General features: G+C 54.1%; 5 protein-coding genes. 2 read left to right on the top strand and 3 right to left on the bottom strand.

What is annotated here, in order from left to right; all coding sequences use genetic code 11:
• Positions 1–9,568, bottom strand: a 9,568-nt coding sequence (locus tag ACQ5BJ_RS26045) for an amino acid adenylation domain-containing protein (protein ID WP_430113425.1), incomplete at its 3' end; no start/stop codon positions are given.
• 104 nt (positions 9,569–9,672) lie between these two features.
• Between ACQ5BJ_RS26045 and ACQ5BJ_RS26040 the strand changes: the two genes are divergently transcribed.
• Positions 9,673–9,840: a hypothetical protein gene (locus ACQ5BJ_RS26040; protein ID WP_157266587.1), complete on the top strand. Its 168-nt coding sequence runs from the start codon at positions 9,673–9,675 to the stop codon at positions 9,838–9,840.
• 416 nt (positions 9,841–10,256) lie between these two features.
• On the opposite strand, the gene ectB is transcribed toward ACQ5BJ_RS26040, so the two are convergent.
• Positions 10,257–11,540: a diaminobutyrate--2-oxoglutarate transaminase gene (ectB, locus tag ACQ5BJ_RS26035; RefSeq protein WP_268593748.1), complete on the bottom strand. Its 1,284-nt coding sequence runs from the start codon at positions 11,538–11,540 to the stop codon at positions 10,257–10,259.
• Between the two features lie 773 nt (positions 11,541–12,313).
• Here ectB and ACQ5BJ_RS26030 point away from each other — a divergent pair.
• Positions 12,314–13,660 carry a DJ-1/PfpI family protein gene (locus ACQ5BJ_RS26030; protein ID WP_430110990.1) on the top strand — a complete coding sequence of 449 codons (1,347 nt, stop codon included), beginning with the start codon at positions 12,314–12,316 and terminating at the stop codon, positions 13,658–13,660.
• Positions 13,661–14,368: 708 nt separating this feature from the next.
• On the opposite strand, the gene ACQ5BJ_RS26025 is transcribed toward ACQ5BJ_RS26030, so the two are convergent.
• Positions 14,369–14,719 (bottom strand): helix-turn-helix domain-containing protein, encoded by a 351-nt coding sequence (locus ACQ5BJ_RS26025; RefSeq protein ID WP_430110992.1) that lies wholly within the window; start codon positions 14,717–14,719, stop codon positions 14,369–14,371.
• Positions 14,720–14,854 lie beyond the last annotated feature (135 nt).

Below are 14,854 nucleotides of genomic sequence, written 5' to 3'. Positions count from 1 at the left end.
TCAGCGGCTCGTCGTAGAAACTGGAGTCGATCGCTGCTTCCGTCACGCCGTAGGCGTTGATGATCCGGAACAATGAGCCGAAGCGTTCCTGCAAGGTCCGGTAATCCGCCACGCTGCAGCTGTCCGAGCTCGTGATCAACATCTCCATCCCGCTCATATCCAGCCGCTGCTCGTGCACGTACTCCATGAACGGCACGATCAACGCCGGCGTCGATTCGAAGATGGTGACCCGCTCCCGCTCCATCCAGTAGTGCAGACGAGACGGATCGATCCGGTCGTCCTTCGGCACAATCACCATCGTGCCTCCGTTATACAGCGTCCGCGCGATATCGCCCACGAACACGTCAAACGAGAAGCTTGCGAGTTGCAGCAGCCGCACCGGGAACTGATCCAACCGGTATTCCCGCCGGTAGCCCGCCGCCGTGTTCACCAGGCTGCGGTGCTCGATCATCACGCCCTTCGGCTTGCCCGTCGTTCCCGACGTGTAGATCACGTACGCCAGATCCTCCGGACGAGCTTCATGGAAGCTGCCCATGTCAACATTCGGATGGCTCTCATCGCCGTCATCCACAGCATCCGTCAGCTTGCCGGAGCCAATGACGGAGCCAATCGCCGCATTCGCCCGCTCCTCGCTGTACGACGCTTCGTCGTCGAGGTACAGCACCGCCGCCAGCGCCCGCTCCTCTCCGCCAAGCCAGGCTTCGGCGCGCTCTCGCAGCGGCATTTGCGTCAACAGTACCTTCGCTCCGCTGTCTTCAAGCATGAACCGCAGGCGGTCCGCCGGATAATCCGGGTCGAGCGGCACATACGCCCCGCCCGCTTTCCAGACGGCCAGCACGGCCACCAGCAAGTCCACCGAACGCTCGGCGAGAATGCCGACGATCGTCTCCCGGCCGATGCCGCTTGCGCGCAGCGTGCCCGCCAAGCGGTTCGCCCGTTCGTTCAGCTCCGCATACGTCAGCCGGTCGTTCTCGTACACGACGGCCTCCGCTTCCGGCGTACGTTCCGCCTGTTCCTCGAACAGCCGGTGGAACGCGGCCGCAGGAGCCGCTCCCGGTTGCGCCGGGTTAAACGCGCCGAGAATTTGCTCTTTTTCCTCTGCCGTCAACAAGTTCAGCTCGGCGATCTTCGCATCCGGACGGCTTACGATCGCTGCAAGCAAATGTCCGAAATGAGTCGACAGCCGCCGGATCGTACTTTCTTTATAAAGAGCCGTTGCGAATTCAAAGCTGCACTCCAGGCCGCCGTTTTCTTCCGTAACATCTACACTCAGGTCGAACTTGGCCGTGCCGTATTCGCTAGGGTACGGGGACAATTTCAGCCCTTCCAGCTCAAACTCTTTATCCTCCAAGTTTTGCAGGGAGAACATCGTGTCAAACAGCGGGTTGCGGCTCAAATCCCGGCTGACCTGCACTTTATCGACGAGCTCTTCGAACGGATAATTCTGATGCTCGTAAGCGCCTAAGGTCGTTTCTTTCACTTCTTCCAGATACGACAGGAAGGTCTTCTCCGAAGCCGGATAATTGCGGAGCGCCAGCGTATTGACGAACATTCCGATCAAAGGCTGCGTGTCTCCGTGCGTTCTGCCCGCAATCGACGTTCCGACGATCAAATCGTCCTGACCTGTGTATTTATGCAAAAGCACGGTATATGCCGCAAGCAGCACCATATACAGCGTCGTTCCTCTTTGAGCGGCCAGTTGCTTTAAGCCTTCGTTCGTTGCCTCGTCCACGAAGGATGTCAGCGTTTGTCCCTCAAAGCTCTGCACGGCAGGACGCGGATAGTCCGTCGGCATTTCCAGAACCGGCAGCTCGCCCCGGTAACGATCCAGCCAGTAATCTTCCTCGCGTTTCAACTGCACTTTTTGCTCATCCGACTGCTGCCATACCGCATAGTCCTTGTATTGAATGCGCAAAGGCTCTAATGACTCGCCGCCGTACAGACGAACGAGTTCCTCGACTAACACGTCCAGCGAAACCCCGTCGGAGACGATATGGTGCATGTCGAACATCAGCAAATAACGTTCGGCTGCCAGCTCTACGAGCTCCGCCCGCAGCAGCGGAGGCTTCGCCAAGTCGAAAGGCCGGATGAAGGCCTGCACGACTTCAGGCGCTTCTTCCTCGCTCGCATGACGGTACTCGACGGCAAAGTCGACGCTCTCGTAAATGCGCTGTACTGCTTCGCCTTGTACGATCTCAAAGCCGGTTCGCAGCGTTTCGTGCCGTGCGATCAGTCCGCGGAAAGCCTTCTCCAGCAGGCTCCGGTCAATCGATCCTTCCAGCAGCAGCACGCCCGGCATGTTGTAGCTCTGATCGGCCCCTTCCAGCTGATTCAGGATAAACAGCCGCTTCTGAGCTGAGGAAAGCGGATAGTATGCTCTTGCGCCTGCCAGCGGAATCGACGAGAACGACTGCTCTCCGATCCGGGAGATGGCGAGAGCCATCTCTTCGATCGTCGAGTAGCGGAATACGTCGCGCAGCGGAAGTTCGACGTTCATTTCCTTCTGAATCTTGCTGACAAGGTTCGTCGCCCGCAAGGAGTGGCCTCCGAGCTCGAAGAAATTGTCCAGGACTCCAATGCCGGAGTAGCCCAGCACTTCCTCCCAGATCTTCACAAGCTGGGACTCCGTCCGGTTACGCGGCGCTACGTATTCGACGCCCGTTTGTATGCCGCCTTGCGGCTCCGGCAGCGCTTTGCGGTCCACTTTGCCGTTGGACGTCAGCGGCATGCGCTCCAGTTGCACGAAGTACGACGGGATCATGTACCCCGGAATTCCCTGGGCCAGCGAGGTTCTCATTTCACTGACCGTCAGCATTCGGTTCGCCACAAAGTAGGCGACAAGCGCCTTCTCGCCCCCGCCGTCCTGACGGGCGAGCACCACCGCTTCTTCCACGCCCTCGACGTTCAGAAGCTGCGTCTCGATTTCGTCCAGCTCGATCCGGTACCCGCGGATTTTGACCTGGTGGTCGATCCGGCCCAGGTATTCGATGTTGCCGTCCGGCAGCCAAGCCGCCAAGTCGCCCGAGCGGTACAGTTTCTCCCCCTCCGCAAACGGGGAATCAACGAACTTCTCCGCCGTCAGATCCGGACGGTTCAGGTATCCTCTCGCAAGGCCTTCCCCGGCCACGTACATTTCACCCGTTACGCCGATCGGCACAGGGCGGCGGTTTTCATCAAGGACGTACACCTTCAGCGTCGGGATCGGCTTGCCGATATTGCTCTTCGCCGCCTCAATCTCGACCCACGTTATTTCCTTATACGTCACGTGAACTGTCGTCTCGGTAATGCCGTACATATTGATCAGCTTCGTCTCCGGGTACTTCGTCTTGAAGCCCTTGAGCAGCAGCGGACTCAGCGCTTCGCCCCCGAAGATGACGTTGCGAATCCGCAGATCGTACGGATGGTCCGCCAAGACCTCACGCAGCAGCTGGTAGAAGTACGTTGGCGTCTGGTTCAAAATCGTGACCTGTTCGCGGCCCAGCAGTGCTAGGAACTCGGCCGGATTTTTCGCCGTGAGCGGCGGTACGATGACCAGCTTGCCTCCGTACAACAGCGCTCCGTACATTTCCCAGACGGAGAAATCGAAGCAGAACGAGTGGAACAGCGTCCACGTGTCGGACGGCCCGAAGTTGAACAGGTTCTTGTCGTTGAACAAAAGGCGCACGACGTTCTTATGCTCGATCAGCGTTCCTTTCGGTCTGCCGGTCGTTCCCGACGTGTAGATGACATAAGCCAGGTTGCTAGGCCCGGAAATCGGCTCCAGGTTCGAAGCGTCCAGCGCACCTTCGGAGTCCGGACCTCTGTCGCCCCAAACGAAATCGTCCAATTCGAGGCGCGTTCCTGCGAAGTCGGTCTTCTCGTGCAGATGCTTTTGAATCAGCAATAACGGCGAGCCCGAATCCTCGATCATGAAGCGGATGCGCTCCTCCGGGTAGTCGGGATCGACAGGCACGTAGGCTCCGCCCGCTTTAAGAATCGCCAGAATGCCGACGACCATATCGAGCGAGCGTTCGGCCAGAATCGCTACCAGTTGGTCCGCTTCTACTCCCGTCTCCCGCAGCTTCCGCGCAAGGCGGTTGGATCGCTCGTTCAGCTCGCGGTAGGTCAGCTGCCGTTCGTTCATGACGGCGGCCACGTTGTCCGGGTAAAGCTCCGCCTGCTCTTCGAACAATTGATTGAGCGTCTTCCGGCGCGGAAATTCCGTAGTGGTGTCGTTAAAACGTCCGAGAAGGTCGGCCTTTTCCGCCTCCGTCACAAGTTCCAGCTCACCCACGGTAATTTCCGGGTTATCCGTCACCTGCTCCAGCAGATGGACGAGATGCCCCTTGAGCCGTTCGATGGTGACTTTATCGAACACTTCGGCGTTAAAGTCGAACCGAATTTCGATCTCGGCTCCCGGCACCACGGTCACGTTGAAGTTATAGTTCGTCTGCTCCTCCATCTGAACGTCAGTGATCGTCAGGTCGCCATGCTGCTGGTCGCCCGCCTGCTCCATCTGCTCGTCCACCGGATAGTTCTCAAAAGCGATGATATGGTTGATCAGGTTTTGCTTTTGCATGCTGCGGGCTTGAATTTCATACAGCGGATAGTAATCATAACGCCCGGACTCCAGCGCCCGCTCTTGGAGCTTCGCCATCAGGTCGGCGAACACGGTGTCCCCTTCGCTCGTGACGCGGACCGGCACCGTATTGATGAACAGCCCGATCATGGACTCAATGCCCGGGATTTCCGCCGGTCTTCCGGCCACGACGCTGCCGAATACGGCATCGTTTGTTCCGTTATATTTTTGCAGCATCACGCCCCAAGCGGCTTGCAGCAGCGTATTGACCGTAACCAGACGCTCTTTCGCCACCCGGTCCATCCGCTCGCTCAAGTCCTTGCCCAGCTCGGCGGTGACGTGATCAGCCGTAAATCTGCCGTTCGGCTGCGCTTCCTTTTGCCCCGGGAGTACGGTTTGCCCTTCGTAACCTGCCAGGAACGCCGTCCAATAGCCGGATGCCGCCTGATCGTCCTGTTTCTCCAACCATTCGATATAAGCGCCATAATCCGATCCCTTATCTCCCACTGGCTGCTTGCCGGATGCCAAGGCCGAATACGTCTCAAACAGCTCCTGCGTCAGTTGCGGCAGGCACCAGCCGTCCATCAAAATATGCTGGAAACTCCACAGCACATGATAGCTCTGCTCTTCGGTGCGCAGGATCGTAACCCGAACGAGTGCGTCATGTTCCATGTCGAAGCCGCGAAGCTTGTCATCCTCGGCCTTTTTATCCAAATACGCTTGTTTCTCGTCCGACTGCAAGTGAAGCAGCTCTTCATATTCAAAACCGACCGGCTTGTCGCGGTATATGATTTGCAGCGGCTCGCCCGCTGGTCCTTTCACAAAATTCGCCCGCAGTACCAGATGACGTTTCGCAAGCTCCATCCAGCTCCTCTCGAAAAGCTGGACGTCAAGCGCTCCCCGCATCGTAAACCGCGTCTGCTCGAAGTAAGCGGCCGTTTGCCGGTCAAGCGCGCTGTGGAACCACATGCCCTTCTGCATCGGCGTAAGCGAGTAAATATTTTCGATTTCCCCGACATGGCCCGAGCGCTGGCCGATTTGCTCCAATTCCGCGATGGTCAAGCCTTTAAATTGCACATCGCTCGGCGTCAATTCGGTGTGTTCTTTGCCTGCGCAGTGGGTAATGAGCTCTCGGAGACTTTGCTCAAGCCGCTGAGCGAAGGCTTCCATCGTTTCCTTGCGATACTGCTTCCGGCTGTAGCTAAGATCGAGCGATAGAGCGCCGTCCAGCACCATGCCGTTGATATCCAGCACAAAGCTGCGGGCCTGCCGGTCGCTGGCCGGGCTGCCGCTGGAATAAGAAGATATGCCGATCTCGTCCTGATTGACATCATCGTCGAACTGGCCGAGGTAGTTAAAATTAATTTCCGGCTCTGCGCCCCAAACAAAGCCATCCTCCGATTTGGAGAGATAGCGGCATACACCGTACCCAAGCCCCTTGTTCGGAATGCGGCGCAAGCTTTCCTTGACCTGTTTAATCTGATAGGCCAAATCCCGGTTGGTTTCCGGCTCTAGGACGACCGGAAACTTGGTCGTAAACCAGCCGACTGTGCGCGTGATGTCGATATCCGTTCCGATCGATTCGCGTCCGTGTCCTTCGAGATTGATCCGCACCCGTTCGTGTCCCGTCCACTTGCGAACGGCTATGCCGAGCGCCGTTACCAAAATATCGTTCATTTCGGTGTTGTAGGCCCGGTGAACCCGCTTCAGCAGCAGCTCCGTTTCTTCGGGAGTCAAACGGACGAACAGCGATTCGCTGTCCTGCTGCGTCGTAACGTCCGCCTCCAGATCCTTCGGCAAGGCCGGAACCGCAATTTGTTCCACGGCCTGCCAATAAGCCCGTTCCTTTGCCATCTCCGGGCTTTGCGCGTAAGCGGCCAGCTGCTCGGACCAAGTGCGGTACGCATCCGTTTTCGCCGGGAAACGAATTTCCTCGCTTTTGCCGGCCTGCTCGTAACCCAGAGCGAAATCCTCCATCAAAATGCGCCAAGACACGCCGTCCACCACGGCATGATGAACCGCGAGCAGCAAATGATCGCCGTCCGCGCACCGGAACAGTCCCGCCTTCACGAGGGGCCCTTTCTCCAGATCGATGCCCGCTTGAATATCCGTTGCCTTCGCTTCCACAGCCTGTGCAGTATTCTCCGTACCCTTGAAGTCGAACACGTCCAGCGTGAACAGCCCGCCTTCCTGAATCGCGCGGTTCCGCTGGCTAAACCCTTGTTCCGTTTTGCGGAACACCATCCGCAAGGCGTCATGATGCTCGGCCAGCTTTTGCAGCACCTGACGCACCGTCTCTTCTTCGAAGCGTTCCTTCCGGGACAGCATCACCGACTGGTTGAAATGATGCGGGTTCGCAAAGGAGCTCTCGAAAAACCAATGCTGGATCGGCGTCAGCGCCGTTTCACCCGTTACTTCGCCTTGATCGATGGTATGTCCGATCGGTTTCACATGCAGGCTGAGCTGTGAAATAGTCGGATATTTGAACAAATCCCGAATTTCCAGCTTGTACCCGGCTTGATGAAGCCGCGAAGATACTTGAATGGACTTGATCGAGTCTCCGCCCAGCTCGAAGAAATGATCCGTTACCCCAACGCGATCGGCGTTCAATACCGCCTGCCACACATCGGCAAGCGTCCGCTCGGCTTCATTGCGGGGAGCTACGTACGCGCCGCCGGTCAGCGCATTTCCTTCTGGAGCGGGCAAAGCCTTGCGGTCGATTTTGTCGTTCGGCGTGAGCGGCATCCGCGGAAGCTGAACAAAATGCGCCGGAATCATGTAATTCGGCAATTTTTGCGCCAGCGCGCTTCTCAGCTCGCCGAGCGTAAGTGGGCGGCCCGCGACCAGGTAAGCGCACAGTTCTTGCCCGCTTTTGCCTTCCCGCGCGATTACCATCGTCTCCTGCACGGAGTCGATCTTCAGAAGCTGCTCTTCAATCTCGCCGATCTCGATCCGGAATCCACGGATTTTCACCTGATGGTCGATCCGGCCCAAGTACTCAATATTTCCGTCCGGCAGCCAGCGGGCGAGATCTCCCGTCCGGTAAAGGCGTTCTCCCGGCGCGAACGGATGTTTCACGAACTTCTCTGCCGTCAGCTCCGGATGGTTCAGGTAACCTCTCGCAAGCCCCACGCCTGCCACGCACAGCTCGCCGTCCACTCCCGGAGGCACAAGCTGCAGGTGGGCATCCAAAATAAAAATCCGGTGATTGGCCAGCGGGCGCCCGATCGGAATGACTCTGCGCTCCTGCTGATCCTCATCCGCATCCCAAAGCGTCGTAACAATCGAAGCTTCGGTAGGGCCGTAAGCATTGAAATAGTGGACCTTCGGTTTCCACTGCTGCACGAATTCGGCTGATACCGCCGAGCCTCCCGTTACGAGCTTCGTTAAGCTGGGAAGGCGGTCCGGGTTCAAATAAGCGCTGTACGTCGGAGGCAAAATCGCCGCCGTAATCGCATGCTCGTTCATATAACTCTCGAACAGGCGGTTGTCGAGAATCGTCTCGGCCGTCGGGATATACAAAGCCGCGCCAAAATAGAGCGCTTTGAACACTTCCCAGCAGGACGCGTCGAACGACAGGCTGGCGAATTGAACGATCCGGTCATGCTCCGTGATGCCCAGCCTGTCCGCGAACATCAGCTTCAAGCTAACCAAACCTCGATGCTCCAGCATGACCCCTTTGGGTTTGCCCGTCGTACCTGACGTATAGATGACATAAGCCAGATCATTCGGACCGCTGACCGGCTCCAGGTTCGTTCCATCGTCGCTGTAGGCCTGCTCGTCATCCAGCGCCAACACGATCCCTTCGAATGGCACCTGCTGCTGCAGCTCCCTTTGAGTCAGCAGCAGCTGCGCGTCCGAATTCTCCAGAATGTAGCGGATACGTTCTTCCGGGTATTCCGGGTCGATCGGCACGTAGGCACCGCCAGCTTTCAGAACCGCCAGAATGCCAACGACCATCTCCAGCGATCTCCTGGCCATCAAGCCTACCAGCTGATTGGGCAGCACGCCGACCGATCGCAGCGTCCGCGCCAGCCGGTTCGCCCGTTCGTTCAGCTCCGCGTACGAAAGCCGACGACCCTCAAAGACAACCGCCGTTGCTTCGGGCACCCGCTTCACCTGCTCCTCCACGAGCTGATGAATCGTCCGATCACGGGGATAGTCCTTCTCGGTATCGTTAAAGCTTTGCAGCAATTGAAATTTCTCGTCCTCCGACAGCATGTCCACCCGCACGATGTCCAGCTCCAACTCGTGAAGCCCCACGGCCAGCAGGCGATTCAGATGGCCGACGACCCGAGTCATGAACTTGGAGTCATATAAGTGCTCGTTATATGACAGCGCTAGCTGTATCGTCCCGCCGGTTAAGCTGAATTCAAAGGAACAATCCGTGACCACGTTTTGCCCAATTTCGTCCAGATGCAGCTCCTTAAGGGATACTAGCGTATGGATGACGGGTATCCCGTCTGCATATTGCATGTCCAGCTTCTCCGTCATTTTCAAGAACGGAATATGTTGATGCTGAATCGTTTCCGGCAAGGAAGTCCTCAGCTCGCTCAGAAGCGTTTTAAAAGTCGCACCCGCCGAAAGCAAGTTTTTCAAAATGACCGTATGATTAACGGATCGACGCGTCTCCGTCGGTTTCCGTACAACCGGCATGCCAACCAGAATGTCAGAAGCACCTGTATATTTATGCAAGAGTGACTGAACACCGGCGAGCAAAATCATAAAAGCGGCCAGCGGAGCGCCCTTGCTCATTTGAAGGACGCGCTGCGCCGCTTTCTCCGAAAGCGAACCGCCGACGGTTGTCATAATGGGCGCCTGAGAGCTTGGAGCTTTGCTGTAAGGCAGCCGCGTCAAGGTATAATCGTCGCTACCGAATTTTTCGTTCCAAAACAACGTTTCTTTTTCAAAAGCCACCGGGATCGTCCCCCTCTCTACATCGGTAAAAGCAATCCGGCGGAGCATATGCCGCAGCAACGCTACAGCCTTGCTCCCCGCCTTTTCAAACATGTGACAACAATATCAATGGCTTTCGCCAGGTCACCGCTTCGCTTATCCAGTTGATCGCATGCGGCAATCCTCTGCCTAGCAGATGTCCTACTCGGCTCCCATGCGTGAAAGACAACAAAGAGCATCGTTCTACGCAAGGGATGCGGCTACTTCCGACTCCTCTGCTTCATATGCTTGCTGCAGACGAGCCGCCCGAAGACGGGCTTTGGTTTAATATTGGGTTCGGAATTGGATTTGTGGATGGACAAGGGATGTTCCTCCCGTCGATGTAAGGCTTGCTGTAGGGTTCCGGCCAGCCAGCAGGAAGTCGGCCGTACCTCCGGATTCGGCACCGGAACTGCCTTTGTCGAAGCCTATGTTTAAGAGGTATTGATACAATCTATGTACGATTTATGTATTCCCCCGCAGCCCTGGTGTGGATAAGTAAAGATCCGGCTGCGGGGTAGTGAGCTTTTCCTAACGATTAGATGTGACGATGCGCTGCATGAGGCTCAAAGAATGCTCCGTATGGCATGAACGGGACAGCCCTTGGATTAGCGGTGAATTCCATGCTGACTGACGGTACCGCAGGCAGCATGGGGAGAAAATCTTCCAATGGGGTAAAAACGTTATCTTAACATCAGGGCCACACGGCCCCCGGAAGGCACTTCCGTGCCTCTTGCCGGGGCGGTCATCGGCTTGGCCGAGCTTAGGTCGTTACCAGCAAATCCTGAGTCTCCTGAGAGATCACCTGCTGTATACTGGACTTGATAATATCGCAGCCGGCGGCAAGATGCTCCATCGAGACGGTCAGCGGAGGCATGATCTTCAGCACGTGGTCTCCTCTGCCGGCTCTTTCAATGATGAGCCCGTTCTTGAAGCTGATCTCCGTCATCCGCTTCGCCCCGGCTTCATCCGTGAAGCCCGAGACGTCAATGCCCCAGATCAGGCCGAGTCCGCGGATCGCGATCGACGGATGCAGAGGCTTGATTTCTTTGTCAAGGAACGAGCGCACAAACTCTTCCTTCTTCTTCACCTCGGCATCGAGGGCGGCTCTGTCCCGGAACTCGAGAGCGGCCTTGGCGGCTACAAAAGCGAGCTGGTTGCCGCGGAAGGTGCCGTTGTGCTCGCCCGGCGTCCAGAGATCCAGTTCAGGCTTCAGCAGCAGGAGGGACATTGGCAGGCCGTACCCGCTGATCGACTTCGACAGGGTAATGAGATCCGGCTCAATCCCTGCACGTTCGAAGGAGAAGAATTCGCCTGTCCGGCCGCAGCCGACTTGAATCTCGTCGGTAATGAGCAGGATATCGTGCCTGCGGCAAAGCTGCTGCAGCCCTCGCAGCCACTGCGCGTCGGCGACGTGAATTCCGCCTTCGGCTTGTACCGTTTCAAGCAGGATGGCGGCCGGCTTGTCGATTCCGGAGTGCGAATCAGTCAGGATATTCTCGATATAGCCGAGCGTATCCATTTTTGCGAAAGCCCCACTCGGGTGCGGCATGAACGTAACTCCGCCCAGAGGAAGCCCCGCCCCTTCCCTCATAGACTTGGAGCTTGTCGCCGACAGGCTGCCGAGCGACATGCCGTGGAAGCCGCCCATGAATGCGAATATCCCGGTTCTCTTCTTCGCCTTGCGTGCGAGCTTCAGGGCCGCTTCCACCGCGTTCGTCCCCGTCGGACCGCAGAATTGAAGCTTGTAATTCAGCTTCTTCGGCTCAAGGATCCGCTCCGAGAAGCTCTGGATGAATTCGCGCTTGGCCATTGTATACATATCCAGACCGTGCATAATCCGGTCGGAGGTCAAGTAATCGAGAACCCGGCCCTTGATATAATCGTTGTTATGACCGTAATTCAGTGCCCCAGCACCTGCAAAAAAATCAATATATGCTCTTCCGTCCTCAGAATACAACAGGTCCCCCTTGGCCCGGTCGAATACCACCGGAAAGCTTCTGCAGTAAGATCTTACGTTGGATTCCAGCTTTTCAAAAATGCTCACGCGCTTCATCCTCCATCGGAATTGGGATAAGGTTGGCTACATCCTTACTGAACCTTCTGACGTCATGGAGCAACATATTCTCGGCTGTCATTTTCCACAATTGTAAGTCCCCGCATGCCGGCTTTCTGGGTAGCCAGTGGACTGGTCTCTCGCGCACAGCTTGAATAGGTATAAAAACCCTATAATTCTATGCTCTATCATAATAGGAAAGATGATCCATGTAGAATTATATCAAAGTTTCGTAGAATGTATAGTAAACCTTTAGTTAAATTTGAATATTTTGCCTAAAAAGATCGAATAAAGAAGAAACGCTGGGAATGGTTTTCCATCAATCGAGGGACGCGTGTTGACATTCAGGGGGCGGGGGATTTGGGATATATTACCTACTATCTGTATACATTCTCTGCCGGCGCTCCGAATCCTTGCGTTTTGCAATAACTTAACATGATACCAAACTACATATTCAGCCCCCATGCCAAAGGGATAAAAAAACGAAGACATCTGCTCGAAATTTCAATGACAGATGTTTTTTTAAAGGTTCCGCTAGGATGAGAAGCGTTAGTTCATCAGTGGCCCCATTACCGAACAGCGCATTGTCACCGTTTTGTTAAAATTATAGCCCATTTGAGTCATGCTAAAAAAGAATACAGACTAGGGTCCAGTGGCAGTTCCAACGTTAGGCTGGCCTCTCTACCGAACCACAGACAGATGCCTTGTTCATCTTGATTTGTTAAATTTTATGGGAAAGAATCTAACTTGAAGGAGCGAAGCAAGTGAAAATTGTATTACGCATTATTATCTATCTCATCGTTTTTGTCGTCGTCGTAGGGGGGATAGGCGCGGTCGGGTCCATCAATACGATGAATGCCGGAATGTCGGTTTACGATAAAGCCCCCACTGCATTGACGGATTTGCAGGTACCGAAATATGACTCTAACAAACCGACGGTGGCCGTGCTTCTGGCGAACGAGGTGACGGAAGTGTTCGATTTTCTCGTCCCGTACAAGATGTTTGCGATGACTGAAGCTTACAATGTATATGGCGTTGCCCCCGATCGCGAAATAAAATCGCTAACCGGTGGACTCGATGTCGTCCCACACTATTCGTATGACGAAATGGATGCGATGCTCGGCAAAAGCCCGGACATTATCGTCATTCCGTTTATGCCGATTTTGGACGAGAATAAATATGCGCCTGTCCGTGAATGGATTCGGAAGCACTCGGGTGCCAAGACGACATTGATTTCCATTTGCAACGGGGCTGAAAACCTGGCGGATACCGGCTTGCTGAACGGCAAATCGGCCGCGACGCACTGGGGAGACATTAACAGGCTCATTAAAAAATATCCGAAAGTCCAGTGGGTGAATGACCGGCGCTACGTCCCACAAGGCAATATCGTATCTTCTGCCGGCCTGACATCGGGGATCGACGCTTCACTATACGTTATCTCCAAGCAACTGGGCGAGGCGGCGGCGAAGAAAGTGGCGAAAGAGATGAACTATCCCTCTTACGAGTACGTGACAAACCCACAAATGAAACCGTTTGTTGCCGGGTTGAGCGATATAACGTACGTACTGAACAACGCTTATCAATGGAACAAAGTAAAGGCGGGCGTGCTGCTATATAACGGCGCCGATGAACTGGATTTGTCCGCCGCATTCGATACGTACGCCGCTTCCGGTACGACGACGACGTTGACAGTTTCTAGCGCGAACCAACCAATCGTAACGAAGCACGGCCTACACCTAGTCGCGCGTTATCAGATAAAAAACGTGCCGAAGTTAGAGAAAATGATTGTCGTCGGTGCCGATGCCGAATCTGCAGCCGCCGAAGACATCAACCAATGGAAGAACAGCGGCTACAGCGCGAAACTGCTGTTCCTACACCGCGACGCGGCGGATCGGTTTGCAATGGATCCCGCATTCGAGGATTTGGCTGAGCAAGAGGATATCCAGACGGCGAAATTTGCCGCCAAGCGGCTTGAATATCGCGCCACCGACCACCTGAAGCTGAAAGGTAGCTCCTTCTCTTTTGAAGCGTTTGGCGTACCGGTTTTACTCGGCGTCTTGTCCTTGATCATCGCTTTTTTCATCAATCGTCGCTTCATCCACAGGAAATAGAAATCGTCTGCAGGTGATGAGCGCATCGAGGTATGATTGAGTATGCGAGGCTCAGCTATATCGGGAAAATCGACAATAATTCATTTAATAAACGAGACACGATAGAACAACGACATCAGGCTACCGGCTGAACGGTAGCCTGTTCCGCACTATCCTGCCCGTCAGCTTAATGAAGCAACGTCAGTCTAATACTTTATTTTCACAGTCTACAACTTTACTTGCCTAGTCTAACACTTAATTTTTCAGTCTAGAACTCTATTTTCTTTTAACAAAAGAGGATGCATCCACTAGGATTGCACCCTCTGTTCGATTTGATTAGATGATGGGTCTAAGGCTTTGAAAATCGTAAATTTTAGAAAACTAAGCCTTATAAATAGCCACTAGAATTCTCTTAATTAGATAAAAAGCAGTAAACTGGCAGACCAATTGCACCATCGCCGCCCATCTGGCAGTTGTAGGTATACAACTCGCGCTGAACCCGCCATTATCGAATGAACGACTAAGAATGAACTAAAGTTTCTCTGCGCAAAATCCACTATTGTACCAGTCTGCACCCCCTAGAATACGGTCAACCAGTCTACAACTTTATTTCTCAGTCTAATACATTATTTTCTCTGAACAACTTTCTGTTTCCAAAATTTATTTTTCTCCAACATTAAGTACATAAGCAGTTAGCATGTAATTCTCTAATAAGAGTCTTTTCTTAATCTAGGAAAAAGTCATGTATCTCCATTGAACTACTGTATTGATCTTAAATATTTTCACTCGTATAAATTCAATTATTTCGTTCTTATTATACTCATCAATATTTCCAAAAATTTCAATCAGCCTTTTCTCGAATTCATCTTCATATGCCGTCCCATCTTCTGTAGCGATTCCAGTTAATAACCAATTTAAATTCACATTATAATGTGTTCGAATAGATATTGATGTTCCCGCTGACGGATTACTATATCCCAATTCAATTTCAATAAGGTTCCATTGAGAAATCCCTATACTTTTTGCAAATTGAATTTGGTTTAAATTATTCTCTTTGCGGATACATTTTGCCAATGTCACTCACAAATTATCCAGCTATCATGAATTGTCATGTACATAAAAAAAGGGAGCCACGATCATTCCGTGGGCTCCCTTCTAGATGTTCAATCATCTTACATATCGGTTCACAACATTTTTTACTGGTTCACTTCTTAA

Origin of the sequence: Paenibacillus sp. B1-35, from assembly GCF_050474385.1 — a bacterium.
Classification (GTDB): domain Bacteria; phylum Bacillota; class Bacilli; order Paenibacillales; family Paenibacillaceae; genus Paenibacillus_B; species Paenibacillus_B alvei.
The sequence above is the reverse complement of the archived record's forward strand: the minus strand, read 5'-3'. Positions and strand labels throughout refer to the sequence as shown.